This window comes from Treponema sp. TIM-1 (genome assembly GCF_046533115.1).
GTDB lineage: Bacteria > Spirochaetota > Spirochaetia > Treponematales > Breznakiellaceae > JAIRMO01.
Genome location: NZ_JAJQRC010000014.1, coordinates 1 through 25,948 on the forward strand (window position 1 = coordinate 1; position 25,948 = coordinate 25,948).

Consider the following 25,948-nt stretch of genomic DNA (forward strand, 5'->3'; position numbering starts at 1 on the left):
CGAGCGCGTGTTGTACCTGATACGTCTGGTGCTTCTATTATTCCATGGGGGGAGGAAGAAGACCTCGTGCTTATGCCCAGTGTAGAGCCAGCAGGAACCGTAAGTACACTTCCGGGGGTAATCTCCAAGTGTTGCGTCGAAGAAATTTCATAACCGCCCGATCGTCCGTTTGCGTTTCCGGTACCATCCAGGACAAACTTCGTATTGTTGAAGGAGAAGGTACCGCTTACAATCTGAAATACCGCGGCGGCTTCAGCGCCAACGTAAAGGGTTTCGGTTCCGCCTGGATACAGATACGCCTTACCGCCCCGTTCCACGACGGTAAGCCCACTTCCTACAAGGCTGCTGCCATTCTTACTTCTTGTCGTGGCGCCACTCTTAATGATGATCCTGCCTTCATTTGTTCCGGACACCGTGTCCAACACGAATTCACCGCCGCTATTAACGGTAAGCGTACCACCACTTAGATTGGTAAAGATCCCATTAGTCAGCGACAATAGGCCGCTAGCGTTAACGTCAATATTGCCTTTGTTTGTAAAACTCCCCTGGTTCAGCAAGAATTCTCCGCTACGGTAGACGGTAATCGTACCGGTATTTTCACAGGTCCCCTGAGACAGTAAGAATTTACCATTCGTGTAAACATCAACGTTGCCCGCTATAGTAGCCGTTTTACTAGCAGGAACTATAAGTCCTACACTCTCAAGCCTAAGGGTTTTATTGGTAGAAATCGTCAGGGGACCGTCCAGTTGTCTTGTGATATAACTATCGGCTTTTAGGATTACTTCCGTATAAGTGGAGGTACTACTTAAGTCGTTGTTCAATTGTGTAGCATTGTAAGAGGTATTAGTACTGAGGTCCACTGTTTTTGGGTTCGATTGGTTTCCTCCTCCGCCATCTCCATCCCCAGTCCCATCCCCTGTGTCGGTGAGCTTCGTACTCCCCCCGGTGCCTGTGGAGCAGGCTGAGAATATCAGGAATAGGATCAGCAGGGTTCCCAAAACTTTCCAAAACAGACTCTTTTTTAACATAAATTCCTCCTAAAAATGTGTAGCCGGGAAGATCCCGGACAGGACAAACGAGCGGTCATACTATACCCACGGGGTATAGAACCACGTTTTCTAAAGCCGGTTTAAAACTAACCGCGTTTTGAAACCGGCTTATTGGAGAATGAATAACAGAAAATGGAAAGAGGCCGGGGAGTTAAAGCATAGGGGTCATGGGTCATGGCTTCCTCCTTCGTTGATACGGTATAATCGGACCACCCTCCCATAGTATGGAGGTATACTAACTATTATATCACATTTCGGCAAAAAATTCATGTTTTTCCACAAAAAATTTAAAAAAAACACGGCATTTTCAAAACTCGTAGATTGCAAAGGCTAAAAATACTAATAAAACCACGAACTTTTCATTTGAAAGTTACATTTTTGTTGGTAAGTAATGTATCGAAACAGTATCCTGTACCCAATATCCTATTCCTAACTTCTCTTTGTTCGGGTGGTTCGTGTTGGTTCGTGGTTAAATTTCTTTAGGCATATCCTGTCTTAGCCTTTCACTATAAAGCCGTGGAACCTATCTTATCCCAGGGCCCCTATTTTTTCCATAGCTAAAATAAGCGCCGCGGTACAGGCGGTTTCGGTACGCAGCGCCCGGGGGCCCAGGGAGAGCCGGGTAAAACCCGCCGCCGCAAAGATCTGCCGCTCCCGGTCAGACCAGCCCCGTTCCGGACCTATGGTCAAAACAAAGGCCCGGTTTGCGGCGGGGAACCGGGCCAGGGAACCCTCCGGGCGGACATTGTCCGCGGCCACGAGGAGGGGACCGGCGGATACGGGGGCCGCTCCCGGTTCAGCGGCGGACGACGCCCAGGGCTTTTCAGCGAGCCAGGCATCCAGGCTGGGGTAGACCGAAAGCCGGGGGAGCCCCGTATCCCGGGCCTGAACCGCCCCCTCGACCAGGGCCGCCCGGGCACCGCCGTCAACCAGCAGTTTGGTATCCCGGTAACTCTTTTCCCCCCGGTCGGTTCCCAAAAGATCCGCCGCCGCTATCCCCAGGTTGGAAAGATCCCGCAGGAGCCGCCTGAGTTGTATGGGCCGGGGAAAGCCCACCGCCACCCGGATGGGAACCCGCGGAGGCGGCGGCTCCCCAAGGTCCAGGGAAAACCAAAGGGACCCGTCGGGCTCCAGGGCTTCGATCCGGCCCCGGCCCAGCTTGCCCTCCAGGACCCCGGCGTCAAAGGTGTCCCCGGTTTTTTTGCGGAGGACCTTGAGCAGGTGGAGGGTCCGGGGGTCCCGCCGGGGAAGGGGCCGGGTGATTTCGTGATCTTCAAAGAGGATGATATTCACGTCCCTATCCGTACCAGCTCCCCGGCTCCGCGGCCGAAGACCTCCTCCTCGTACATACATTCCGCCTGGGCCGGAGGGGTCGGATATACACCGGGCATCACCGCCCGGAACCGGAATTCCACCTCCGCTTTTCCCTGGGAAAAATAATCCCAATGAAACCGGACCTCATCGTCCAGGATGAACCGTATGGGCCGGGGGTCCTGCCAGGGCTCATAGTCCGCGAAACGGCCGGTTTCCGGCGGCTCCTCCTCATCCGGGTCAGGGGGAACCGTGGCGCTGGTTACCAGGAGGGCGTCCACTATTTCCGCCCCGGAAGGCACCGGTATCCTAAGGGCCACAAAGGTCCGGTCCCGCGGGCTGGAGATCAGTACCCGGCGGGTATAGGTTTTGCCGGGGATGAGCCGCCCGTCCCGGACCGCCTCACCCCCGGCGTCAAAGGTTTCGGTAAACACCGAGAGGCCCTCATCCCGGGGCCGGGCCAGTTCCGTGGGAACGCCGTAGCGGAGGCTCGCCGTGTAATAAAGGACGCCGGAACCCTCCCGCGCTATCCGCAGGGGGAGGAGGCTGTCCCGGGGGAGGTCCCGGAGGATCTCCCCGGTAAAGGGGAAAAACCGGAACAGGGGAGTACCGCCGTAGGAGGTGAATGCCCCGGAAAAAAGCGGGGCGTCCCCCAGGGAAAGGCGGGCCCTTAGGTTGACGACGGTTTTTGCCTCCTCGTCGGCCACCTGCCCAAAGGCGAGAACCGCCCAGTATGAGGAGGCCGTGTTAGACCATATCCCCCGGCGCTGCCGTTCCAACAGGGCCCCGGCCAGCCGGGTGGTCATATCGTCCCGGGGACTCAACGCCTGGTAGAGCATCAGGGCCAGGGCATACCGATCCGTATCATAGCCCCAGATGTTGGCCCCCCGCTCATAGGTATCAGCCAGATCCAGGGTCCGGGTCCCCGGCCGGATAAAACGCCGAATCCGGTCCCGGGTGGAAAGGGCAAAATCCCGCATCCCCAATTCCAGGGCCGCAAGCCCCGCAAAGGCCCAGCCGGATATCCCCGCCGCATCTCCCCGGCTCAAAAAACCACTCAACTCCCCGCCGATCTGTTCCCCGTGTTTGGCCCGGATCCACAGGGCATAGCCCCAAAGGAAGGGATCCCGCAGGGCATACTGCCGGGCATAATCAGAGGAACTCAAATAGGTAAGGAGTTTTGGTATTTCCAGGGAAGGAGGAAGGGCATAGCCCTTGGCTTTGGCCAGGGCGGCGATATGCGCCACCCGGAGGGTAACATAATAATTGCCGGTCCGGCCCCCGGGCCAATAGGGATAGGACCCGTCGCTGAGTTTATTTTTGGCAAGCTCCGCCAGTTCGTGCTCAATAAGTTCCTTTGGATTCTCCACGGGGCTGGCCAGATCAAACGCCTCCAGGTGGTCCGCAAAACTTATCAGGGGAAGGAGCCGGGCGGTACGTTGTTCCAGGCAGCCGTAGGGGTATTCCAGCAGGTAAGCCACCGCCTCCTTTAACAGGGCAAGCCGGGAAACGGACAAGGAAATCGAAAGGGAACCGGTACCTTCGGGAATTACCGAGGGAAGGACCACTCCCTCCTCCATAAAGGGAGCCTCATCCCCCAAATTCCCCATGGTGGTTACGGTCTCGTAGAGTATTGGCCGGTCCACGGTAAGATTGCGGATGATCCGCTCGTTCACCTGGGGGGAACGAAGGGTGAATACCAGCCGGGCCGTTCCGGAACCAATGGCGGCAACCCGGAAGGGCGCCTCCGCGGATGCCCCGGGTTTTATGGTCAGGGTTTTGCTATCCCCGCCATCCACCACCAGCACCCCCTCCATACCCTCAATTTCCAGGGAAACCTCGGCTTTCACCGTCTCCTGTTCCAGATTGGTTAAGATCAGGGACACCTGTCCCGTATCCCGCCACCGGAGTTTCCGGGGCAGGGCGGTCAGGGCGGTGAGGGGGGCGCTTACCTGCAGGTCCTGCTCTTCAATGCCAAAGGCATCCAGCCCCGCGGCCACCGCAGTACACCGGTAGGTGGTTAGGGAGTCGGGGAGTTTGAATTTCACCGTTACCGTTCCGTCGGGGCCGGTGATCAGGGCCGGTTCAAAAACAGCGGTGGCCCTGAAATCCATCCGTTCATCCAGCTTGCCATCATCGTCGGCATCCCCTCCCTGGAGATCGGAGAGGGCGTAGGTAACGGGATCAATAAGCAGGGAACGGCTGTCCGCCCCCCGTACCCCCAGGGGAAAGTTCCCGGGATCGTAAAAATAAGCCAGAGGGTCCGGGACGTGGTAATCAATGAGGTCCACCACCCCCCGGTCCACCGCCATAAAGGTCAATTCCGCCCCCGGAACAGGCCGGCCGTTTTGACGTACCGCAAGGCGCAGTTCCACTTCCTCCGCCGGGGAGTAAACCCCCTTGCCGTTGCTTATTTCAATGGCATACTGACGGCTTTTATTATCCACCCGCAGGGCAATCAGCCCAAAAACCCCCTTGGGTTTATCCAGATCCGGTTCATAGTAGCTGTTTTCCGGGGGCCCGGACCGGATCGTATAGGATGAAAGGACCACATACACCAGAGGAACCTGGGTTTCGTCGATGGAAACAGCAATGGTCCGGGCGGAACCATCCATCTCAATAATTTTTTCCGAGAGGATCCCCTCCCGTTCCAGGGTAAGGAGGTATTTCCCCCGGGGAAGGGGGGATCGGACCAGGAGCCGGGCGGTTTCCCCCGGGGCATAACTGGGTTTATCCGGGGTAAGGGTGATGCTGTCCACATCGTCCGCCCCCCAGCGGACCCAGCCCACGCCGGAAACATAAAACCCGAACCGGGTTACCACGGGCCGGCCCCGGGGGTCCCGGCTCCGCAGGCGGAGTTCCCACTGCCCGCTTTGGGCGGGGGTAACGGTCCGGGTACCGGCAAGGCCCTCCCGGCCTCCGGCCCGGAGTTCCAGGGTTCCCCCCTCCTCCACGGTCTCAACCCGTTCCCAAAGGAGGTTCACCCGGCCCCCCACTCCGGCCTGGCGGGCCTGTTTCCACTCGTACCGCACCAACTCGTAGCTAAGCTCCCCCTGCCAGTTTTCCGGCCCCCGGTAAGGTTCCCCCTCCGGGGAGAGCAGGGCCCAGCTTATCACCGAGGGGCTTCCCGCGGACAGGAACCAGGCGGAAGGGACGGCGGGATTGGGGCTGGCGCCCTGGTCCAGCCGGGCGGCGATGTAGAAAGAGGCGGGGTGGACCATGATACTGCCCCGGCCAGCGATCTCCTGCCGGGCAGCGTCCTGCACCGTGGCTTCCAGCCGGTATTGATAGGGCGCCCCTTCGATCCCCTCCGAAAGGGGGACCTGGCTTATATCGGCGCTTCCGTCCGGCCCCAGGGTCCCCTCTCCCTGGCTCACAAAGGAACGGTTGTCGGAAAGTTCCGGGCCGAAACGCCAATAGGACCAGTCCCCGCCGGGATTAAAGTTCAGGGGCTCCCTGGTCCAATACCAGGAGTAGGCCGCCCCCGAAAGCCCCCCCCCGGCGAGATAGGCCGCGGAAATCCGGGCGGACAGGGCTTCACCGGCATAAAAAAGTAAATCCGGGAAGGTCAGGGAAAGGGCAAACCGGGTCCGCTCAAAATTCGCGACCGTAAAGGAGGTGATGTTAACGGCATCCCCCCGTTTGTACCGAATGGAGTATACCCCGGGGTCCAGGTCCGGGGGGAGGGTAAAGGAACCGTGGCTCCCCCCGTTGGGGGAACTTACCCCCTGCATGGCGGCGATCACCGGGGCCTGGTAAGCGCCGGTACTTACCTCGATAGCATAGGGCCCCTGGTATGCCGCAAAACGGCCCCGGTTCAGGGTCCGGTCTATGCCCCGAAAGGTGACGGTCTCCCCGGGCCGGTAGATGCCCCGGTCGGTAAAAAGGAGGATCACCGGCCGGGGGTCCTCCACGGTAAAGGGAGTGGCCACGGATTCCAGGTCAAAACGCCACAAATTATGGCTGTCATTGGGGATGAATTCAACCTCGTCCCCCCCGGCCCGGGCCCCGCCATCTTGGCTCACCCGGATACGAAAGCCCTTTCCCACGGTCCCGTTCCGCTGGAGGGAGCTTGTGGGCTGGGTGAACTGGGCCACAAAGGCCCCGTCGGGGAATTCAAAAATCCCCAGCCCCTGGGCATCGGTACGGCCCTCCCGGACCAGGCTGGTTCCCTCCAGGAGTTCCACCCGGGCCCCGGCAACGGGTTCCCCGGTGGAAAGCCGGGTGGCCCAGACCAGGACCTTGTTATACCCGTAGCGGACCGTGATACCGATATCGGTTACCTGGACCGTCAGCCATTCCTGGCTCCGGTACACCTCCCGTTCCCCCCAGGAGGATCGGGCCTGATAATCCCAGCCCATGGCCACGCTGCCCCGCCCCCCGGGTCCCAGGTAGGGGGCAAGGTCCTCCATAAAAAACCGCCGGGAATTGGCGGGAAACGCCGAAAGATCCAGGGCTTTCAGGGCCCCCGGAGGAATACGCTCATAGGGACCCGCGGCGGCGCGGGAAAGGAAACGCAGGGACAGGGGGTTCTGGGCCTCCCATACCACCCGGGGGGGAAAAGCCCCTTCCAACATCCGGGGACCGGAGTTTCGGGTATATACATAACTTGCGGCCTCCCCCACCTGGACCAGGACCGGTTCGGCCGTTCCCAGGGGCCTTCCCCAAAGGTCCCTGAGCTCCGCCGAGATCCGGACCCGGTAATCATGGCGGTACTCCAGGGGAAAGCCGTTTAGTACCACCGACGTGCCGTAAACCTGGACATTTTCCCGTTGGGCCGGGGGCATCCCCGCTATCGAAAAATAGCGTTCCGCCCCCGCGGGATCCACGGGGTGACTGAAGGTGAGGGTTATGGAGATGGAATCCCCCTCACCGGCCCGGGAAGAAGCGGAGGAACGGACATAACTATCGTCAAACCTAAAGGGGAGCAGGGTGTGAAAGGTGAAATTCCAGTCCTCCTTGGAGCCAAGCCACCCCGGTTCCGACCGGGCCCCGGCCAGAACCGTGAGGTTTACCTCGGTGTCCATGGGGAGGGCCTCGTTCAGGGTCACCAGGACCCCCTGTTCCGGAACCAGGTCCCGGCCCTCAACCTTGGCGGGCCGGCCCACCCGAAACGGCAGGGTTTTGCCTTCGGCGCGAAGCTCCAGCCAGCGGCCTATCTCCGCGAGGTTCACCGGATACGAGAAGATCAGGGCGATATTCCGTGCCTCCTCCGGGGGGGCGTCCCGGGGACTGACATAACCATCCCCGTCTCCCAGGGAACAGGACAAAACCGAAAGCCTTTCAGTTTCAAAAGAAAAACTTTTTCCCCCCTCCAGGGACTTTCCCCCCAGGGATCGCAGGGTGTCCGAGAGGGTAACCGTATAGCGCCGCTGGGGGAGGTTTTCCGCAGCCGGCTCAAAGGAGAGGAGTCTGGACCCATACCAGCGGTATACCCCCTCCAGGGGCGGGTCTATCGTAAAAAGCCCATCGGCCGCCTCCGGCCCCAGGGGCTCCCCCAGCTTTGCCAGGGGAACCACGGGCTGGGAAAAAACCACATAAATTGCGGCCCGGTGTATCTCCTGGGGCAGTTCTCCCCGGGGCCCATAATCGGCCATTCTGAAGGGTTCATCACTTTCCGTGATGGTCCCGCCGGCGATTTCTTCTTCCGTCCAGGCCGCGGCCTCGTAATAGGCGATCCGGTAATCCGCCAGGTCCGCCACGGCCATTCCCGGCGCCATGGCGGAACCGGAAAACACCGTCATGGACCGGGCCGGGTCCTGGCGCTTACAGGCGCCGAGGGCCAGAGAAATCACCAGCAAAAGACCGAATTTTATTAAACGCATATATGCCCCCGAACATACTGGGGAAAGGCTTTGGTAACAAAACAACCGATTCCGGAACCGGCTTAATTGACAGATCCCCCTATTATGCTACACTTAAATGAGTATATTCATTGAATGAGAATTTTAAAAGTGGTATACTTGAACCGGTTTCAGAACTAAGATTTTGAAATAACTTCCTTTTACTAGTAAAAATAGTATATATAAAATAAATAGGAGAGATAATGAAACCCATGAGCCGATTCTTACTTTTTTGTTTTGTTTTTTGCGGACTCCTCGTTCCTGATCCGGCCCACGCCCAGCGGCGGATCACCATTAAGCTGGCATCGCTGGTTCCCGAAAACACCCCCTGGGGGGCGGCTTTGAACCGGATGGCCGCGGAATGGCGGACCGCGTCTAACGGCGAAGTGGAACTGATGGTTTATCATAACGGGGTGGCAGGGGCCGAGGGAGATGTACTCCGTAAACTCAAGGGAAACCAGATCCAGGCGGCAATTTTAAGCTCCTTCGGCCTTAATGCCATCACGCCGGATCACGCAATTATGACCCTGAGCTGTCCTTTTCTTATCAGGAACAACGAGGAACTGGACCTGGTGCTGAATAACCTAAAGCCGGATCTGGAAGCGCGGATCAACCGGGAGGGGTTTTTTACCCTGGCCTGGTCAAAGGCGGGCTGGGTCAGGTTCTTCTCCAAACAACCGATTTTTACCCCCACGGATCTGCGGCGCCAAAAATTGGGGACCAGCGAACAGGAACCGGCATTGATGGATGCCTTTAAGGCCATGGGCTATCAGATGGTTCCGGTCGCCATGAACCAGGCCCTGGTATACCTTAACGGCGGAATGATAGACGTGGTGTATCAAAGCCCGATTAACGTGGGGGGGCTGCAGATCTTCGGGGTGGCAAAAAACATGGCTTCTATTAATATTGCCCCCTTTATGGGAGGTATCGTCATGAACCAGGCCGCATGGCGTTCCATCCCGGAAAAACATAAACCGGCCCTGCTGCGGATTGCCAAACGGCTGGAGACGGAACTGGATACCTCTATTCAGCAGCTTGAGACCAGCGCCATCTCCACCATGAAAAATTACGGCCTTAAAATTAACGAAGTAAGCCCGGCCCAGGAACAGCTCTGGTACGATGATATGAACCGGGCGATTCCTTCCCTATTGGGAAATACCTTTAACCGGGAGCTATACGAAAAAATTGAAGCCCTGCTCAGGGCTCACCGGGGCGGACGTTAATGCTGGGAAAAACAAGATCCTTTTTATGGAACCTTGAGCAGGGGCTTGGGTATGTTTCCCTGAGCTGTCTGATCCTGCTGCCCGCGGCGGAAACCGTTCTTAGGGTGTTTTTTCATTCCCGGGTACCCGCATCCCCGGGGCTTATCATACATTTTTTATTGTGTCTGGGGCTTTTTTCGGGGATGCATACCACCAAGGTGGGGGATCATCTTTCCATCGGACTCTTGCAGTTTAGTTCCAATGAAAAATTCAAAAGCATCTTTGCCATTGGTTCCGGGCTCTTATCGGCCATGGTGGTAACAATTTTTGCCTGGTGTTCGCTTTCTTTTGTCAAAATTTACCTTTCCCCCCCGCAGCTTATCGGGTTTATTCCGGACCAGGTTTTTGCCCTGGTGATGCCCCTGGGGTACGCGGTGATGGCCTTCCGGTTTGCCCGTCTTACCCCCCTGCGGGGAAAGGCCCGGTTCCTTGCGGTGCTGGCTGTTCTTTTAGGGACAATTCTTTCCCTGCCGATGATTTTTAAGTTCCTCTGGGGTTTTGACATTCCGGAGTTTGCCTACACGATAAATGACGCTTTTTTTACCCTGGCCTGGTACCTCAAAACCCCGGCATTGATCCTCATCATCCTGGCGGCTTTTTTGGGGACCCCCCTGTTTGTGGTCATCGGGGCCGCGGCACTGATCCTCATCCAGGGCGCCGGGGGAGAAATAGACGTGGTCGCCAATCAGATCTACACGGCCCTCACCCAAAACAGCTTTGTCGCCATTCCCCTCTTTACCCTGGCGGGCTTTTTCCTGTCCGAGAGCAAGGCCGGGGAACGGCTGATGCTGACCTTCAAAAGCCTCTTCGGCTGGCTTCCCGGGGGGGTCATCATCGCGGCGGTGTGTATGTGCGCCTTTTTCACCTCCTTTACCGGCGCTTCGGGGGTGACTATCCTCGCCCTGGGGGGCATCCTCTACACGGTGCTTTCGGAAAATGCCCCCTATCCGCCAAAATTTTCCATCGGGCTCCTCACCGCCTCGGGCAGTATCGGCCTCCTCTTTCCCCCCAGCCTGCCCCTGATCCTGGTAGGGGCCGCCACCAGGACCAACACGATCCACCTCTTCCTGGGGGGCATCATCCCGGGCATTATTTTGGTCGGGGCGATGATCCTGGTGGGGATTGTTTTTTCGGTTAAAACCAAAATTCCCCTGGAACCCTTTCGCCTCGAAAAAGCCGGGGCGGCCCTGAAAGCATCATCCCTGGAGATCCTGCTGCCCTTCTTACTGGTGCTGGGGTATTTTTCCGGTGTGCTCTCCCTGGTGGAGATCGGCTCAGCGGCGGTGATCTATGTTTTTGTGGTGGAGGTCTTTATTTTTCGGGATATTAAGTTGTCGGAAATAAAGCGGGTATTCACCAAGGCCATTCCCATCATCGGGGGCATCCTCTCCATCCTCGCCCTGTCCCAGGCCCTCTCCTACTACATTGTGGATACCCAGGGGCCGGAACGGTTCGCCCGGTGGCTCCAAAGCGCCATTTCCTCAAAGTACCTCTTTCTGCTCATCCTCAACCTGTCCCTGCTGGTGGTCGGCTGTTTGATCGACATTTTTTCCGCTATTCTGATTATACTGCCCCTGATTTCGCCCCTGGGCATGGCCTATGGAATAGACCCGGTTCATTTGGGGATTATCTTTCTGATTAATTTGGAGGCGGGCTTCCTGACGCCGCCGGTGGGAATGAACCTTTTCCTGGCGAGTTACCGGTTTAGGAAACCCTATGTGGAAATTGCCCGGTATGTTTTACCCTTCCTCCTCATCCAGTTGGGGGTGGTCCTCATCGTTACCTATATACCGGTGCTTTCAACCTATCTTACCAAACTATATTGAGGGCCCGAGGGGGCTCATGGAGCGGCTATGAAAAACCCTGACGATGTTCCCTATGTTCCCTGTCTCAATTTGGTTTACCCTGCCCGCCCTGACGAACACCTGATCCTCGGGCCCAAAGAGGTGGAGGTAATCCTGGATGAACACTACCCCTTTTTGGACAAATCCCTGGGCTTCAGGATTCGCAGCGCCCTGATCTACCTGGGAATTTTTACCCTGGTTTTTTTCCTTTTACCCATTCGGTTCGGGCTCAAAATTGAAGGCCGGAATATCCTAAAAAAATACCGGGCCCTGTTCCGTAACGGGGCCCTTACCGTATCAAACCACATGCTGCGCTGGGATTTTTTATGCATCCTCAAGGCCATTCGGTTCCGGCGTTTGTATTTTCCCGCATGGAAGGAAAACATCTCCGGCCCCGACCGGCACCTCATCCGCCTGGTGGGGGGTATTCCGGTTCCCACGGATATCCATGTGATCAAATATTTTAATCAGGCCTTTGACGAGCTCCACGCCAGGAAAAAATGGTTCCACGTCTTCCCGGAAAGCAGTAATTGGCCCTATTACCAGCCGATCCGCCCCTTTAAGAAGGGCATGTTTACCATGGCCTATAAATACCAGCTTCCCGTCATCCCCATGGCCTTTTCTTACCGCCCAGCCTGGGGGCTCTACCGGCTTTTCAAAAAAAACTACCCCCTCATCACCCTGCGGATAGGGGAACCGCTCCTCCCGGACCTTACCCTGCCCCGGAAAGAAGCGGTGAACCTCCTGCGGAACCAGTGCCACAAATCCATCGTGGAACTTGCAGGCATCCGGGATAACCCCTGGCCCAGCGAGGGAGATTAGTCCTTGTGACCGGAAGAAAGAGAATTCGACCACAAAGGCGCAAGTAGACCGCTATGTGGTCAATTAAATGAGAATAAGGCGAAGAAGGAAGGATGAAGAGAGAATATCCTACTCTTCACTTTTTCCGCTTCATTCTTAATGTTCCAACGATGACTGACACCATATGCGTTTACTCCGAATTCCGAATTTATTTGTTGACAGAAAACACCGGACAGGGCTAAACTGGTGCCAGACACCGTTTTTAGGAGGTCCCCATGCGTACATCATCCTTTTTTGCCGCCGCCCTGCTTGCCGTCTGCGCCGTATCCCTTACCGCCCAGGAGGTGCCTGGCACCAAATTTCTGGATAAATTTTTATCGAAAAAAAGAGTGCCTGGTACCTTGTTCTGAAAGTCATTCACAGAGCGGATATTCATTCTTTTGCCAATCTGAGTATGCTCTGATAGAGAAACTCGGCAATGCGGATGTTTGAGGCACGGAGAATATGAATGAAAGGTCTCACGGAAGTAATAAGGCTTTTCTCCTTGGCTAGAAGCAGGATACCAAGAGAACCAATGATGGTGATACCGTTAGTTTTGGCGAAGCGGCGGCCCTTGTCTTCGTCTACCAGAAGGTAATCGGCGGACTTTTCCCAATAGAGGGCGATAGCTTCGGTTTCGCCTTTCCCCAGTACATTCCCCTGTAGTTGCGCCGGGAGCGGATTAGCCGCTCTAACGACTTTTCCCTGAGCGTAGGCGGCTATTTTAACAGCTTCCGGTTTACCGGCTATCGTCGCTTCCGCATAGACATTTTCCGGGATAATGACATTATTGAACAGGGCGTCTAACAGGGTAAGCTGATCGCATAAAGCCAGGGCAACCAGTGGAGAACAATCACAGACGATTATCATGCTTTAAATAACCGGCGACTTCTTCTTCCAGTTCCTTAGGGGAGTAATTAATAACAGGAATGCCTGCGGCGGATAACATATCCAGGAACTCATAAATGGTTATGCCGCAAAATTCAGCCCCTTGTTCAAGAGATAAGGCGCCCTCCCGAAACAGTTTGCAGGCAAATTCTCCACGCATGATCTCTATCACGGTACTCTTGTCCATGTTTACGGTTTCGAGGAAATTTTTTGGTACCGGTATGGTAAGCGTCTCCATAATCACCTTTAAAATGATAGACGGGAGCCGTTTTCTCGTCAAGGGGGGACGCACGGTAACGCAAAGGTGCCAGGCACTAAATTTGCCTAGTGTCGGCAGCTCCAGAATACGCTATATATGGGGACAGACCCCAGGCGGCGAATTTTCGCCGTTAAACTGGTGCCAGGCACACTTTTAATGAGTAATGAGGAGATGGAGCGAATTGTTCAAACTTCTTCGCCTTAGCCGTGTGTGGGAACCCCTGTGTTTTGTATAATTTGTTCATGAACCATTTCGCCCAGAATTTGCAGGGGCATTTTATTTGTTGCCATTGCGCGGGTCATAATATAATCCGCACTTGCCCGGTCTAAAGCGTCAAGCAATTCCCGCTGGCGGGTAAAAATACCACCCTTACCCGGTTTAAGCGTTATATCGGCATTGGTAATTTCTTCATCTAAAGCGTTTGCTTCTTCCTCGGTCATTCTTGCCATAGTTTCCTCCTATAAATTAAGTTCACTGATAAATTTCTTTCTGCACGGCATAGCGTGAAAAATAGTAACCGTATCATCATCAATAATATTGTACCCGACTTCAATCAAATTTCCGACAGTATCATACCCGACAACAAGCCATTTGTTTCTATAGGCTTCAAGCAGTTCTTCATGAAGCGGATGCCACAGAGCATAGCGAATATTTGGCTCCGTTATACCATGCTTAAACGCCGCTTCATTGAATTCGATATTCGGAAACATATAGACAGTTTAAGCGGAAATCTCCGTTATTGCAACGCGCCCCGTACCAAGTACCGTTTTAATGAGCAATGAGTAATGAGGGCGATTTGCGTACGAATTGCCCAAACTTCTTCCTTCCTTCTTCTCATTTAATTGACCGCATAGCGGTCTACTTTGCGCCTTCGTGGTAAATTTCTTAAAATGCCCCCTGGGGAAAAGCGCCTTTCGAATCAGAACTAACCGGGCTGGCCGAGTTGTTCCCGGAACAGGGTAATAAAGGCTTCCCAGCTTAATCGGGAGGAAACCCCCTGGGTCTTACGGTTTTTTATGCCGATATAGGCCATGCCGGCGGCGGCAGCCCCGGCGCCATCGGTGTCGTCCCGGTCGCCTATCACCAGGATGCGGTCCGGGGGATGGCCCAGATCCTGGGCAATGTGCAAAAAAGGCCGGACCGCGGGCTTTTGGGCGCCGAAGTGTTCGGGACCGTAGAGTTTAGCCCCGGATGCCGGATCCAAACCGAGGCAGGACAAACGCTCCGCCGTCCGGGGATAATCCGAATAAACCGCAAACGGAAAGGATCTTTGATTCAAATAACCAAAAAGCTCCGCGGCTCCCGGGCGGGAACGATAATACTTTTTGAGTACCCCGCACATCAAGGGGATATAGCGGTCAAAATACCAGGTCCGCAGTTCATCCTCGGGTTTTCCGGTACGACGGGACATCCGGGAAAAAAATTCCTCATAATACGCCCCACCGGAGAGGTAATCGCCGCCGGCAAACTCCTTCCGGATCCTGCGTTCAGCCAGCATAAGAAACCCCTCCCAGGGCTGGGCCAGGACCAGCCGCCGGGCAAATCCATGGGTATCATAGAGGGTTCCGTCAAGGTCAAATATAAAAGCCCCCGCCCCCCGGATCAGGGTTTCGGGGGAGTTGTTTTTGTTATTCAATACAGCGCCTTCGCAAAAAATTACCGATACAGGCCAAGCCCCTAGAGCACCAGTTCTTTGAACATGGCATGACGTTTTTCATCCTGCATGAGGAGGTTCACCTTAAATTGGCCGTCCCGGTATCCTTTATCGATACAGGTGGCCTTGAATTTTTCAAAGGATTCCTTAACGAGCCGGGCGGTCTCCGGATCCTTAAGCCGATTGGACGAACGTTTTGTCTCATACTCAATGTTGTATTTTTTGAGGTACTCATCCAAAACCCGGGTGAAATTTTCAGCCTTTTCCTGGGTTATGTCGGCGTTGACGAATTCATAATAGAAGCGGTAGGTTACCTTGGACGTATCCGCAAAGCCGATAAAGAAGGCCACCCGGTTGCCGGTGTCTTTTTCCGCCGCATGAACCGCCTCGACAAACTGCCGCTCGTGGAGTTTCTCGCCGGTGATGTTTATCGTGCCGTTCACCTTCTGGATCAGCTTGAGGGTGGGGAACTGGTTGACAAAGCCGGTAATCTCCACCAGGTCGTTCATGTTATACCGGTACAGGCCCGCGGAGGTGGTGACTATCATGCAGTACCGTTCCCCCTTCTTTACCTCGTCCATCCGGTACACCCGGGGATTTTCGCTTTCCAATTCCGATTCGTGGACAAATTCGAAGAAGATCTTATGACCGAAGATAACCGTGTCCGGGGAATTGCTTTTAAGGACGATGCCGGACCGGCATTCGGTGGCAAAATAGCCCATCTCGTGGAACACACAGGTTTCCGGGAAGGAATCCCTAATTTTTTCAAAGAAAATGTTGGTGTTGCCGCAGAACCAGACGTTTACCACCTGCATATGGGGCCAGTAATATTTGGGAAGTACGGTGCCGTATTTTTCCTTTAACGCCCGCAGTTCCGCGGCCCGCTCGGGATTCGGCTTGATCTTCTTTTCCAGAACAGCGCGGATTTCATCGGGAATGGGAAGACGGCGGCTCAGGGTCCCCTTTTCGATATCCTCCACATATTCATCGTAAAATTCATTGGCATTATTCTGCATTTCTATCAGGGTACTGGGATTGGCGGTGATGATCAGGGTGATATCCTGCTCAATCCCCATCCGCATGATGGCATAATACCGGGCCTTGTAATCGGGGATATGGAAAATATCCGCCGGGGCGGGGTGGAGCACATCCATAAATGACGGAATGTCCCGCTGGGAGATGCCGGAGATGGAGCCGTATACCGTACCGTCCGGCGCGGCCCCCTCAATGGCCTTTCCCACAATGGAAAGGGTTTTTCCGTAAAAGGTCTTGGGTTTGTTCATGATCATGGTGTAAAACCAGAGCTGATTCATGGTTTTATACACTTCCTGATAGTACCGTTCCGTAATGGGGATCCACTTGGGCTCTTTGGTAGTACCGCTGGTGGTGGCGTACATTTTCGGTTTTCCGGGGAATAGAATGTCCGGCTCCCCGTTTTTGTGCCGCTCGATATAGGGCCGCAGGTTCTCATAATCATTGATAGGCACCAGCTCCCGGTAACGCTTGAAAAGCTCTTCCGAATCTTTAGCCTTCAAAATATCCTCAAAATGATGTTCTTTTCCATAAACCGTATCCTTTGACACGGTAAGAAAACTCCGTAAGGTTTTATCCTGGGCTTTGATGGCATCTTTGGACGCCCTTTCCAGCTCCGCAATTCCCTTTTTACCGACCAGCGTTAGGGCAAACTTGATAAACCACCAACCTTTTACCCGTTGTTCTTTCATTTAGCCTCCAATGGCTCTGTTTCTATAAACAGAACCTGTTTTCACATTCTGTCCCGTGGGCATTTCTTATAACACCAGTACTTCTCTAAAACCACTCGCCTTGGAAGTCTTTTGGCATCATACCAAATTCTGTTTTTCTTTTTTGAAATTTCTCAACCTAAATTCTTATACCATAAGGAATTAGGAATTACGAAACTTTCTAAAGCTAACGCTGCCGTTTCCATTTTTTGGTTTCACCGGACCATCGGACGCTGAAACAACTTCGTTCAAAGACAATATAGTATAAATTTGCACATAAAGTCAATTATGGGACCGCGTATCAGCGAAAAAAAGCTTTTTTTTACAAAAAAACAGCGGTTTTCTTGAAACTGAAGTTTGGGGAAAGCCCCAATATGCCGAATTTCCGGCCCGCCCCCGGACTATGCCACCGGTAAGGCCCGGCCCGGGGATTTTCCCTGGTAGACCCCGTCCCGGACCGCGAATTCACCGTTGATGATCACGTGGGGCAGCCCGATGGGGGGGCGCTCGCCGCTGCTTTCGGCAACGGTGTTCCGGTTAAAGAGTACGAGATCGGCGTAGTACCCCGGCGCTACCCGGCCCCGGTTTTTAAGGCCGAAGCGCTCGGCGGCCTGACTGGTCATTTTGCGGATCATCCTGCCCAGGGTCTCCGCCTTCCCCTCCCGGCTGAGGCGGAGGAATTTGGGGAAGGCGCCGAAGGCGGCGGGGTTCTGCATGCCCGCATCGGTTATCCAGGCGTCGGTCATGTAAGCGGTCTTGGGGTGCCGGCTGAGGAGGTCGATGATCCGGTCGTTCAGGTAACTGTACATGATCACCGTGGTTTCCGGGCCGGTTTCGTCTATTACGGCGATATAGGCGTCGAAGGCGCCGATTCCCTTTTCCCGGGCGATTTCGCTGATCCGCTTGCCCGTATATTCGCTGTGGGCGGCTCCGGCGTAGCTGATCTGAACGTCGTCAAAGCCGAAACCCAGGAGCTTCCTCGTGGCGAAGATCTCCGCCCGCAGGCGCAGCCGGACCGGCAATTTCCGCTTTTCCTCCGGCGGGAGCCCCCGGTACCAAGCGGGCAGGGCGACGGTGATGGTACTGGCCCCAAAGTCGAAGGGATAGAGGTCGAAACTCAGATCCAGGCCCCGCTGGTTGGCCCCATCGATGAGGGAAATGGTCTCGTCCAGGGTGTTCCAGGTGTTTCTGCCCACAAAGATCACGTGGGACAGGTGGGTTTTGGCGCCGGATTTTTCGGCGATTTCCAGCACTTCGTCCAGGGCGCGGAGGTTGTGGGCCCTGCCGAAAAGTTCCGGGTAGGAGGTGGAAAACCGGGAGAGGGCCCGGGCGTGAAAGGTGATGGGTTTGTTGTGCCGGGCGGCGATTTTTGCCAGCCCCAGCAGCTCCTCCGGGCCGCCGTACATGCCCGGATCGTACATCAGCCCGTAGGAGAGCCCGGCGGCCCCCGCCTCCAGTTCCCCTTCTACCAGGCGTTCCATGGCGCCGGCTTCCGCCGGGGTTAACGCGCCGGGACCCAGCCCCCGCAGGGAGGTACGGATCGTGCCGTGGCCGCAAAGGCAGGCCATGTTCACCGGGGAGCAGCGGTCCACCGCCTCGGCCCAGCCCGCAAAGGTGGCAACCTGTTGATAGTCAGGATTGGGTGCGAAAAAGGCGAAAAGGTCCCTGCCGTAGGGGGTATCGGGGGCTATGCCCACGGTGGAGAAGCCGCAGTTCCCCGCCACCTGGGTGGTGATCCCCTGTTCCACGAAGGGCCGGATATATTTCTGCGCGTTGGGCAGGACCCCGTAGAAATCATTGTGGGAATGGGTATCGATAAAGCCCGAGCTCAGGGTAAGGCCCGCCGCATCCAGAACTTCCCCGGTATAAGCGGCGGGTTCCCGGTCAAGGACGGCGCTGATCCGGTCCCCCTCCACCAGCACATGACCGGTTTTGGCGTTTTCATCCAGGCCGTCAAAGATCTCCGCATTTTTAATTAGTAGTCCCATGATCTTCCTCCACTACCTCATTTTCCCGCCGCCACCGGGAATCCGGCCCAAGGCTCAGACAGAAGGGCAGGGCGGGGAACCCCGCGGCGTTAAAAAGGTTCACCTTGGTGTAGGGCTCCGCGGCGTAGCGTATTTCATCTATGGGCGGCCCCGCAAGCCCGCGGGGCTTGATAACCAGGGTGTCCCCTTGGGTATGGGCCGCAAAGCGCCGGACCTCGGCGTTCCGGGACAAGAGCCGGAGGCCCCAGATCCGGCCCCCCCGGATGAGGATCCCACCGTCACAGCCGTCAAAGCGGAGCCTGAGGGAACCGTCTTCGCCGCGATGGATCCCCCGTACCCGGGGGGAACGCCAGGGTACGTCAAAACCGTAGACATTTGCCAAGGCCGCCGCGGCGAGGCGTTCCCCCACCGGACCCTTGTTCCCCGGATGAATGTTGTACCGCTCCCCCAGGTCCATGGTACAAACCATCCAGGTATGGGGCACGGTATCCGCCGCCCGTTCCTGCTGGCGGCGCAGTTCGGGAAAGCTGTCCCCCCGCTGAAAATGGTCCCGCTCAAAAGCGGCAAGCTGGGCGAAGATAAAGGGGAGTTCCTCCCCCCAGGCCCGCCGCCAGCACCGGATGACCAGGGCAAACAGCCGGGCGTAGTATTCAGGGCGGACATCGTCCCCCTCGCCCTGATACCAGATAACCCCCCGGCAGGTATAAGCGGCAATGGTCGATACCATGGTGGCGTAGAGCCCGCAGGGACGCCAGGGGTCCCGGGGGCCTTCAAGCTGGAGGTCAAAAAAGCCGGGGTTTACTTTTTTCAGGGCGTCCCCCAGCCATATAGGTATCCTGCCCCACATATAGAAATCAAAGGCATAACGCATGAGGGGGGACCGGCCCTCGGCCTGGGCCTTTGTATAGGCCCGCTCGTAGGCTTCACGGTCCTGGGTTTTTATCCGGTCGTCGTATTCGGTCCAAAAGCGGGCAAGTTCCCCGTCGGAGCGCAAATCGTCCTCCCCAATCCAGGCAAAGGCGGGGCTGCCGCTCCAGTTGCAGCTGATGATCCCCACCGGAACCTGGAGTCCCAGTTTTTCCCGCAGCCGGGCCGCGAAATAGCAGGCCGCCGCTGAAAACAGGGGGGCGTTTTTCCGGGAAAACTGAAGCCAGATCCCCTGGCGGGAAAAATCCCCCCCGGTAAAGGGGTCCCCTTCCCGCTGCCCCTTCCAGCTTTGCTTGGGAACCTCGAAATACCGGAGCAGCGGGTCCGGAGCACGGCGGAATACCTCCTGGCGGCGGTATTCGTAACACAGGGCGAATTCCATGTTGGATTGGCCGCCGGCTATCCAGACCTCCCCCACGGCGATTTCCGTAAAGGCGCCTGCCGGCTCATGGTCACAGAAAAGGGCAAGGACGCCGCCGGAAGAAGCCTCCATCGGCGGCAGGCGGAGTTCCCAGGCGCCATTCTCCCCTATAGGACTTGAGGCTTCCGCTCCGTTCAGAACGGCCTTTACCACGCTTCCCGGCGGCCCAGCACCCCATACCCGGATGGGCTTTTGTCGCTGGAGGATCATCCGGTTCTGAAAAACAGCCGGCAGGGTCAGGGCATCTTTCATGGCGGCAAATATCCTATCACTATCAGTCGTTTAGGGTGATTATCTTTAGTATTTACATCCATACCGCAGGAGACAACACTCATGAGCAGCGCAATGGCTGCTGCAAGTCTTTTACTATTTTTCATCACCAGGGCCTTCCCCAAAGCTTTTGGCTAAAGGACGAAATACGGAATCATCGAAGAGCAGCAGGGTCAAGTGGCGCTTGTGATTTATTCTTTCATGTTTCTTTTCTTTGATCAATATCATTTTCGGAATATAAGCCCCGGTCAAGCGGACCGTCCTACCGCGTCCAGCGGCCCTCATCCCCCGGCAGCCGGGGTTTACCGCTGGTAATTATGGTTCTTGTCGATCCCTCCCGATGGTGGTATACTTTATTAGTGAGAACCTTCAAGAATACATGGTTCACCGGGTTTGTTATGGACGAAAAAAAATATCGGAATGATTTTCTCGGTTCTCTGCACGAGACAGCCGCAGGTTTATATAAAATTGGGGTAATCAGCGATGCCGATATGCGGGAATATGACCGGAATTGTCTTGCCGGGGAAGATAAAACTACCCCCGGGATTGTCCGAAGCCAGGGCTCTGCACCGGCTTACGCCGACCAACGGTGATATAGGGCGTTTAGACATGAACAGGGGGCATAATTAACCACAAACTTTTGCTCCAATATCCTGGAATTAATACCTGAATTCTATCTTTTGTTCGTGATGGTTCGTGGTTTTTTCTATCGTTGAAACTAAGCATTGCTGAAGCGGGATACCACTTATTTGTAAGTAAACTTACCTGGCGCCAGATGCCTTCCGTTCAATTCGGTCTTTTGGTATATTATAGTACAGAACAGAGCGAAACAAGAAGACAGGAGGTCCCCTGATGAAAAGAACGCTTCAAGGCCGGGTTGTCCTGGTGACCGGGGCCTCTTCCGGTATCGGCGCGGCCGCGGCGCTGCTGTTTGCAGAGCGGGGCGCCGCCGTATACTGCGCCTCCCGCCGGGGTATTTTGCCTGGGCAGGCTACGAAGACGCCGCGGGATTCCGGGCCGGGGCAACAGGCCGGGGTTCTCCATCCCCTGTCCATGGACCTGACCAGTGATGCCGCGGTCGCCGCCGGCGTCGAGGAGATCCTCCGCCGGGAAGGGCGGCTCGATGTGCTGGTCCATGCCGCGGGGGACGGCCTTGCCGGTCCTGTTGAGGTCAGCGCCGCGGAGGACGCCGCCCGGCAGATGGGGGTCAATTATTTCGGCGCCCTGCGGCTGCTCGGCGCGGCGCTGCCGGCCATGCGGAAACAGGGGGAGGGCCGGATCATCCTCGTGGGGTCCGTAGGGGGGATCTTCAGCCTTCCCTTTCAAACCCTCTATTCAAGTTCCAAGGCGGCCCTGACCATGCTGAGCGACGGGCTGCGGCTGGAGCTCAAGCCCTTCAACATCCAAAGTTCCGTCATCCTGCCGGGGGATGTAAAAACCGGCTTTACCGCCGCCCGCCGGAACGTCCGAACCCCCTGCCCCGAAGCCTACCGGCAGGCCATGGAACAGGCGATTTCTACCATGGAGCGGGATGAACAGGGGGGCATGGCGCCGGAAAAGGTCGCCCAAGCTATAGTAAAAACCGCGGAGGCAAAACACCCCCGGGCCCGCTTGGTGGTAGGGGGCAGCTACCAGGCGCTGGTAGTGCTCAGCCGCCTGCTCCCCTATTCCCTGGTGGAAAAATTGATCTACCTCACCTATCTAAAGTGAGGGATCTTCACCGCGCAGTCCGGGACCGCAGCAGACAGATTCCTAAAACCAACAGGACCGGAAAGGTTATGGCCGCCAACAAGCCGGTGGTAAGGGTCGTTTTATTCATAATGGCCCCCACCAGGCCGGGACCCGCAGCGCAGCCGACATCGCCGGCCAGGGCAAGCACCGCAAACATGGCGGTACCGCCCAGGGGGAAAACCCGGGAAGCCAGGCTGAAGGTTCCCGGCCACATCACCCCCACCGACAGCCCGCAGAGGGCGCAGCCGGCCAGGGCAAGCAGGGGAAAGGGGGAAAACACCGTGATGAGGTAACTCGTAATACAGACGGCGCCGGAGATCAGCAGGATCCGTTCCAGCTTGAAATCCCCCTTCTGCAGGCCGAAAAACACCCGGGAAAGGCCCATGAGGATGGCGAAGGCGCAGGGCCCCAACAGATCCCCCATGGTCTTGGAAACCCGTAATCCCGCCTCGGCAAAAAAAGAGGCCCACTGGGACATGGCCTGTTCCGAAGCGCCGGAACAGATCATCAACAGGAAAAGTATCAAAAAAACCTGCCGCCGGAAAAGTGAACCCAGGGGTATGGCCTGGGCGGACTCGTCGATGAGGGTTTTCATGGGGGTTTTGGCAAACAAAAAAACGTTCCCCAGGGGCAGCAGGGCCCACAACATGGGGAGGTACCGCCAATTCCCGATTCCTGCCAGGTTAAAATACAGGGTCGATAACACCACCACCGTTACATATCCCCAGCAGTAGAAGGAATGGAGCAGGCTCATCGCCGCGGCTTTACGTTCCCCGGGCAGGGCTTCCACAATGGGGCTGATGATCACCTCGATCAGACCTCCCCCCAGGGCGTTGATGATCACGGCCACCACCAGGCCCACATAGGGGTCCGGCAGGATAAAGGGCAGGATCCCCATGGAAACCAAACCGGCGGCGCAGAGCAGATGGGCGCTCACCGCCGCGATCCGGTACCCAATCCTATCAATAAAGTGGACCGCGGCAAAATCGACCAAAAGCTGGATGGTAAAATTGAGGGAGATAAGCAGAGCCAGGCGGCCCAGGGATATGCCAAACTGACGCTGAAAGGTCAAAAACAAAAGCGGGGCAAGGTTATTCACGATGGCCTGACTAACATAGCCCAGATAACTTGCCGCCAGGGTGTGCCGATACGTAAGTGAACGCATGGGGAATACTACCACAGGTTTAACATAATTGATATATGCGGCCCGGGGGTATGTTGACAAGGAAGGGGCTTAATTATAGCATTTATAAGAAGTCTATTTCAAAATTTCGGTTTTGAAACAGGCGCACGGGTCTTTTCAAATATCGGTTGATTTTGAAAAAGCCTTCGCAACGAAGCAAAAACGCCAAGGAGTTTATGTGGCCAAGGAAGAAGCAATAGAAGTAGAAGGGGTGGTCAAGGAAGCCCTCCCCAACACCATGTTCCGGGTGGAACTGGATAATCAGAACGGGCACCTCATTCTTGCCCACCTTTCAGGAAAAATGCGCAAACACTATATCCGTATCGTCCCCGGCGACCGGGTACGGATTGCCCTTTCCCCCTACGATTTAAGCCGGGGCCGTATTATTTACCGGGAACGGTGACCCTCAGTTCCCGCGGGCGGCGGGTTTTAACCGCGGCCGTTAAACCTTACCAGGCAAGGCGGTTTCAAAACGAGTTTTGAAACCGGCTCAGTTACTTTCCTTTTTTTAAAATTACCCACGTAGCTCCGGAGGCTCCATCAACGGCTCTGCCGTGACCGCTTTCCCCCGCGAACGGACAATGTTCAATAAAGGTACGGCAGATTTCTTTCAGAACCCCCGCCCCTGAGGAATGAGTCCCCTTTCCATGGACGATAAGGACCTTTTCAAACCCCTGGCTCAGACTGTCCCGAAAAAAACCCGCCAGGGCGATCCAGGCGTCATCCCGGGTTAATCCATGCAAATCCAAGACCGCGTCGGGCCGCCGGGAGAGGAGCCGGCGGCGGCGTTCCCCGGGAAAGGCTTCCCGCTCATCGATTTCCGCATCCTTATCGTACACCGGGTTCATTCTGAGCCAGGCGGTCAGGGGATCCACCTTCTTCAGCTCCGCCCCGCTTTGCCCGGCCCCCTCCGGGCCATCAGCCCCGTTCCGGGCTATCCGTTTTAACCGGGAAGGGTTTTGCTTTTTTCCCGAAGCGGCGGCGGTTCTCCGTTCCCACTCCTCTAAAATATCCCCAAAATCCATGACCTAACCTGTTCCCGGATGAACCTTTTCTTACTACTCTCCTTTATAACTCCGGAAAACAAGCGATGGTTACGTATTTTTTACTGCGCCTCGTCCGGTAAAATGAAAAATAACCACGAAGGCGCATAAGGCGATGAAGGAAGGATGAAGAATTCAGGGAGAAGAATGAGGAAAAAGGCCCTACTCTTCACTTTTTCCTCTTCGTTCTTAATGTTCCAATGGTGACGGATACCTGTAAGAAATTCACCCAAAGGCAAATAGGCACAAAAAGGACGGAATTACTTCATTTTTTCCTGTTTTCGACTTCCTTCTGCGCCTCGTCCGGTAAAATGAAATTTAACCACGAACCTCACAAACCTCACGAACAAAGGAGAGAAGAGAATTCAGGTATAAATCTGGAATATCGAAGCGAAAGTTCGTGGTGTTCGAGTGGTTCGTGGTTAATCCTCTTCTTCCTGCATAATATGAATTAATCAGCCTTTTTAGTCTTTACCAGGCGGCGTCCGCCGGGTGAAACAATCGACCAGGTGGTCGTTTACCAGCCCCGCGGATTGCAGATATGCATACATAATGGTAGGCCCCACAAAGGTAAAGCCGAGGTTTTTTAATTCCTTTGAGATAGTTTCGGAAAGGGGCGAGACCGCCGGAATGTCGCTCATGGTTTTGGGATGATTGACCACCGGCTTCCCGTCGACATGCGCCCAGAGCCAGGCGGAAAAGGACCCTGCCGCTTTCTGAAGGGCGAGGAATGCCCGGGCGTTATCCTTTGCCGAGATGATTTTTCTTCTGTTGCGGATAATACGGGCGTCCCCCATAAGGCGCTCGATGTCCCGGTCTTTGTAGCGCGCTATTTTTTGTATGTCAAAGCCGTTAAACGCGGCGCGATACCCTTCGCGCCGCCGCAGAATGGTGATCCACGAAAGCCCCGCCTGTGCGCCCTCAAGGATGAGCAGCTCAAAGAGCTTTTGGTCGTCGTAAAGCGGAACCCCCCACTCGGTGTCGTGGTAGGCCGTATAGAGTTCATCGCCCTCACACCAGGGACACCGCACTATATCCATGGGCTATACAATCCCCAGGGGTATCAGCACCGCCAGAAGCACCACGTCCAGCGCGCCGAGTCCGGCTATAAAGCCAATCTGCTTTTTGGGCGCTAAATCAGGTACAAGAAACGCCGCGAGGAAAAAAGGAACATAGGTGGTCACAAAGACAGGAATCGCGCCCCACCACGGATATACCCAAATAAACGCAGGCGTGGAGGCAAGGAATATCTCTACCGCGCTAAAAAAAGCGGCGTTACCCACCGCAAAGAGCCAGCGGTTGTTAACACCCAAGATCTTGCGCTTGGGATCTTCGGGCAGGAGTTTGCTCATGGTGAGTCCCGCGACGGCAAACATCATCGAAAGCTCCCAGCTCACCCCGATGAGCAGGATAAAACTCGTGCTTTCGGGAGATACCGTCCACAGGGCGTACCCGGAGGCGGTGGAGATGACCGCGTTCAGTATCTCGTAGAACCAGTGTACGGCATACAGCGCAAGCCCGGCGGAAACCGCCCGGAAATTTTTCTTTTGAATTTCCGACGCATACACATACACCACCAATGCCAGCAGCGCGATAAAGGTCCAATTAAAATTATCTCCGCTCCGTATCGCGGATTGAGCGCGCTCGGCAAACACCGCATATTCCGGCTTTCCAAACCACATAACTTCCTCCT

General features: G+C 55.8%; 23 protein-coding genes. 7 read left to right on the forward strand and 16 right to left on the reverse strand.

Going from position 1 to position 25,948, the window contains the following annotated elements:
* The 3 genes from LQZ21_RS07490 to LQZ21_RS07500 all read right to left on the reverse strand — a co-directional run.
* The coding region (locus LQZ21_RS07490; protein ID WP_411043663.1) for a hypothetical protein at positions 1-1,028 on the reverse strand (1,028 nt) is incomplete at its 3' end.
* Between the two features lie 549 nt (positions 1,029-1,577).
* Positions 1,578-2,342: an RsmE family RNA methyltransferase gene (locus tag LQZ21_RS07495; RefSeq protein WP_411043664.1), complete on the reverse strand. Its 765-nt coding sequence runs from the start codon at positions 2,340-2,342 to the stop codon at positions 1,578-1,580.
* A complete protein-coding gene (locus tag LQZ21_RS07500; protein WP_411043665.1) occupies positions 2,339-8,185 on the reverse strand; it encodes an alpha-2-macroglobulin family protein in 5,847 nt (1,948 codons plus the stop codon). The genes LQZ21_RS07495 and LQZ21_RS07500 overlap by 4 nt, the downstream gene beginning before the upstream one ends.
* Before the next feature lie 230 nt (positions 8,186-8,415).
* On the opposite strand from LQZ21_RS07500, the gene LQZ21_RS07505 reads away from it, so the two are divergent.
* The 4 genes from LQZ21_RS07505 (at position 8,416) to LQZ21_RS07520 (ending at position 12,520) form a co-directional block, all read left to right on the forward strand.
* Positions 8,416-9,426 carry a TRAP transporter substrate-binding protein gene (locus LQZ21_RS07505; RefSeq protein WP_411043666.1) on the forward strand — a complete coding sequence of 337 codons (1,011 nt, stop codon included), beginning with the start codon at positions 8,416-8,418 and terminating at the stop codon, positions 9,424-9,426.
* Positions 9,426-11,291, forward strand: coding sequence for a TRAP transporter large permease subunit (locus LQZ21_RS07510; protein ID WP_411043667.1), 1,866 nt, complete (start codon positions 9,426-9,428; stop codon positions 11,289-11,291). The genes LQZ21_RS07505 and LQZ21_RS07510 overlap by 1 nt, the downstream gene beginning before the upstream one ends.
* 27 nt (positions 11,292-11,318) lie before the next feature.
* Positions 11,319-12,131 (forward strand): lysophospholipid acyltransferase family protein, encoded by an 813-nt coding sequence (locus tag LQZ21_RS07515; RefSeq protein ID WP_411043668.1) that lies wholly within the window; start codon positions 11,319-11,321, stop codon positions 12,129-12,131.
* A gap of 254 nt (positions 12,132-12,385) precedes the next feature.
* Positions 12,386-12,520: a hypothetical protein gene (locus LQZ21_RS07520; RefSeq protein ID WP_411043669.1), complete on the forward strand. Its 135-nt coding sequence runs from the start codon at positions 12,386-12,388 to the stop codon at positions 12,518-12,520.
* A 22-nt stretch (positions 12,521-12,542) separates the two neighbouring features.
* Here LQZ21_RS07520 and LQZ21_RS07525 read toward each other — a convergent pair whose 3' ends face one another.
* The 9 genes from LQZ21_RS07525 to LQZ21_RS07565 all read right to left on the reverse strand — a co-directional run bounded on the left by LQZ21_RS07525 (position 12,543) and on the right by LQZ21_RS07565 (position 20,526).
* Entirely contained in the window at positions 12,543-13,019 is a 477-nt protein-coding gene (locus LQZ21_RS07525; protein WP_411043670.1) for a PIN domain-containing protein, read from the reverse strand.
* On the reverse strand, positions 13,003-13,275 hold the full coding sequence (locus LQZ21_RS07530) for a UPF0175 family protein (RefSeq protein WP_411043671.1): 273 nt from the start codon (positions 13,273-13,275) through the stop codon (positions 13,003-13,005). The genes LQZ21_RS07525 and LQZ21_RS07530 overlap by 17 nt, the downstream gene beginning before the upstream one ends.
* A gap of 221 nt (positions 13,276-13,496) precedes the next feature.
* Positions 13,497-13,745 (reverse strand): hypothetical protein, encoded by a 249-nt coding sequence (locus tag LQZ21_RS07535; protein ID WP_411043672.1) that lies wholly within the window; start codon positions 13,743-13,745, stop codon positions 13,497-13,499.
* A 9-nt stretch (positions 13,746-13,754) separates the two neighbouring features.
* A complete protein-coding gene (locus tag LQZ21_RS07540) occupies positions 13,755-14,006 on the reverse strand; it encodes a hypothetical protein (RefSeq protein ID WP_411043673.1) in 252 nt (83 codons plus the stop codon).
* A gap of 215 nt (positions 14,007-14,221) precedes the next feature.
* The gene (locus LQZ21_RS07545) at positions 14,222-14,932 is read right to left on the reverse strand and encodes an HAD family hydrolase (protein WP_411043674.1); all 711 of its coding nucleotides are present in this window, start codon (positions 14,930-14,932) and stop codon (positions 14,222-14,224) included.
* 41 nt (positions 14,933-14,973) lie between these two features.
* A complete protein-coding gene (locus LQZ21_RS07550; protein ID WP_411043675.1) occupies positions 14,974-16,674 on the reverse strand; it encodes a GH3 auxin-responsive promoter family protein in 1,701 nt (566 codons plus the stop codon).
* 419 nt (positions 16,675-17,093) lie between these two features.
* Complete coding sequence (locus LQZ21_RS07555; protein ID WP_411043676.1) at positions 17,094-18,680, reverse strand: N-acyl-D-amino-acid deacylase family protein; 1,587 nt, start codon at positions 18,678-18,680, stop codon at positions 17,094-17,096.
* Positions 18,664-20,280 (reverse strand): sialate O-acetylesterase, encoded by a 1,617-nt coding sequence (locus LQZ21_RS07560; protein ID WP_411043677.1) that lies wholly within the window; start codon positions 20,278-20,280, stop codon positions 18,664-18,666. Before LQZ21_RS07560 ends, LQZ21_RS07555 begins: the two co-directional genes overlap by 17 nt.
* Before the next feature lie 114 nt (positions 20,281-20,394).
* Positions 20,395-20,526: a hypothetical protein gene (locus LQZ21_RS07565; RefSeq protein WP_411043678.1), complete on the reverse strand. Its 132-nt coding sequence runs from the start codon at positions 20,524-20,526 to the stop codon at positions 20,395-20,397.
* A gap of 170 nt (positions 20,527-20,696) precedes the next feature.
* Between LQZ21_RS07565 and LQZ21_RS07570 the strand changes: the two genes are divergently transcribed.
* Both LQZ21_RS07570 and LQZ21_RS07575 read left to right on the forward strand, forming a co-directional pair.
* Positions 20,697-20,891: a hypothetical protein gene (locus LQZ21_RS07570; RefSeq protein ID WP_411043679.1), complete on the forward strand. Its 195-nt coding sequence runs from the start codon at positions 20,697-20,699 to the stop codon at positions 20,889-20,891.
* 259 nt (positions 20,892-21,150) lie between these two features.
* Positions 21,151-22,008 carry an SDR family NAD(P)-dependent oxidoreductase gene (locus LQZ21_RS07575; protein ID WP_411043680.1) on the forward strand — a complete coding sequence of 286 codons (858 nt, stop codon included), beginning with the start codon at positions 21,151-21,153 and terminating at the stop codon, positions 22,006-22,008.
* A gap of 7 nt (positions 22,009-22,015) precedes the next feature.
* Here LQZ21_RS07575 and LQZ21_RS07580 read toward each other — a convergent pair whose 3' ends face one another.
* A complete protein-coding gene (locus LQZ21_RS07580) occupies positions 22,016-23,194 on the reverse strand; it encodes an MFS transporter (RefSeq protein ID WP_411043681.1) in 1,179 nt (392 codons plus the stop codon).
* A gap of 196 nt (positions 23,195-23,390) precedes the next feature.
* On the opposite strand from LQZ21_RS07580, the gene infA reads away from it, so the two are divergent.
* Positions 23,391-23,615, forward strand: a complete 225-nt coding sequence (gene infA, locus LQZ21_RS07585) for a translation initiation factor IF-1 (RefSeq protein WP_015712109.1) — start codon at positions 23,391-23,393, stop codon at positions 23,613-23,615.
* Positions 23,616-23,706: 91 nt separating this feature from the next.
* Here infA and LQZ21_RS07590 read toward each other — a convergent pair whose 3' ends face one another.
* From LQZ21_RS07590 to LQZ21_RS07600, 3 genes are all read right to left on the reverse strand, one after another.
* Positions 23,707-24,237, reverse strand: a complete 531-nt coding sequence (locus LQZ21_RS07590) for a Smr/MutS family protein (protein WP_411043682.1) — start codon at positions 24,235-24,237, stop codon at positions 23,707-23,709.
* Positions 24,238-24,719: 482 nt separating this feature from the next.
* Entirely contained in the window at positions 24,720-25,295 is a 576-nt protein-coding gene (locus tag LQZ21_RS07595; RefSeq protein WP_411043683.1) for a DNA-3-methyladenine glycosylase I, read from the reverse strand.
* A gap of 3 nt (positions 25,296-25,298) precedes the next feature.
* The gene (locus LQZ21_RS07600) at positions 25,299-25,937 is read right to left on the reverse strand and encodes a hypothetical protein (protein WP_411043684.1); all 639 of its coding nucleotides are present in this window, start codon (positions 25,935-25,937) and stop codon (positions 25,299-25,301) included.
* Positions 25,938-25,948: the final 11 nt, after the last annotated feature.

Bases quoted from the DNA above. Each gene is read 5' to 3' on its own strand.
- LQZ21_RS07590 (WP_411043682.1), bottom strand. From the start codon at position 24,237: ATGGATTTTGGGGATATTTTAGAGGAGTGGGAACGGAGAACCGCCGCC.
- LQZ21_RS07515 (WP_411043668.1), top strand. From the start codon at position 11,319: ATGAAAAACCCTGACGATGTTCCCTATGTTCCCTGTCTCAATTTGGTT.
- LQZ21_RS07560 (WP_411043677.1), bottom strand. From the start codon at position 20,280: ATGAAAGATGCCCTGACCCTGCCGGCTGTTTTTCAGAACCGGATGATC.
- LQZ21_RS07510 (WP_411043667.1), top strand. From the start codon at position 9,426: ATGCTGGGAAAAACAAGATCCTTTTTATGGAACCTTGAGCAGGGGCTT.
- LQZ21_RS07555 (WP_411043676.1), bottom strand. From the start codon at position 18,680: ATGGGACTACTAATTAAAAATGCGGAGATCTTTGACGGCCTGGATGAA.
- LQZ21_RS07530 (WP_411043671.1), bottom strand. From the start codon at position 13,275: ATGGAGACGCTTACCATACCGGTACCAAAAAATTTCCTCGAAACCGTA.
- LQZ21_RS07520 (WP_411043669.1), top strand. From the start codon at position 12,386: ATGCGTACATCATCCTTTTTTGCCGCCGCCCTGCTTGCCGTCTGCGCC.
- LQZ21_RS07565 (WP_411043678.1), bottom strand. From the start codon at position 20,526: ATGATATTGATCAAAGAAAAGAAACATGAAAGAATAAATCACAAGCGC.
- LQZ21_RS07600 (WP_411043684.1), bottom strand. From the start codon at position 25,937: ATGTGGTTTGGAAAGCCGGAATATGCGGTGTTTGCCGAGCGCGCTCAA.
- LQZ21_RS07500 (WP_411043665.1), bottom strand. From the start codon at position 8,185: ATGCGTTTAATAAAATTCGGTCTTTTGCTGGTGATTTCTCTGGCCCTC.
- LQZ21_RS07570 (WP_411043679.1), top strand. From the start codon at position 20,697: ATGGACGAAAAAAAATATCGGAATGATTTTCTCGGTTCTCTGCACGAG.
- LQZ21_RS07595 (WP_411043683.1), bottom strand. From the start codon at position 25,295: ATGGATATAGTGCGGTGTCCCTGGTGTGAGGGCGATGAACTCTATACG.
- LQZ21_RS07575 (WP_411043680.1), top strand. From the start codon at position 21,151: ATGAAAAGAACGCTTCAAGGCCGGGTTGTCCTGGTGACCGGGGCCTCT.
- LQZ21_RS07525 (WP_411043670.1), bottom strand. From the start codon at position 13,019: ATGATAATCGTCTGTGATTGTTCTCCACTGGTTGCCCTGGCTTTATGC.
- LQZ21_RS07505 (WP_411043666.1), top strand. From the start codon at position 8,416: ATGAGCCGATTCTTACTTTTTTGTTTTGTTTTTTGCGGACTCCTCGTT.
- LQZ21_RS07580 (WP_411043681.1), bottom strand. From the start codon at position 23,194: ATGCGTTCACTTACGTATCGGCACACCCTGGCGGCAAGTTATCTGGGC.
- LQZ21_RS07540 (WP_411043673.1), bottom strand. From the start codon at position 14,006: ATGTTTCCGAATATCGAATTCAATGAAGCGGCGTTTAAGCATGGTATA.
- LQZ21_RS07550 (WP_411043675.1), bottom strand. From the start codon at position 16,674: ATGAAAGAACAACGGGTAAAAGGTTGGTGGTTTATCAAGTTTGCCCTA.
- LQZ21_RS07535 (WP_411043672.1), bottom strand. From the start codon at position 13,745: ATGGCAAGAATGACCGAGGAAGAAGCAAACGCTTTAGATGAAGAAATT.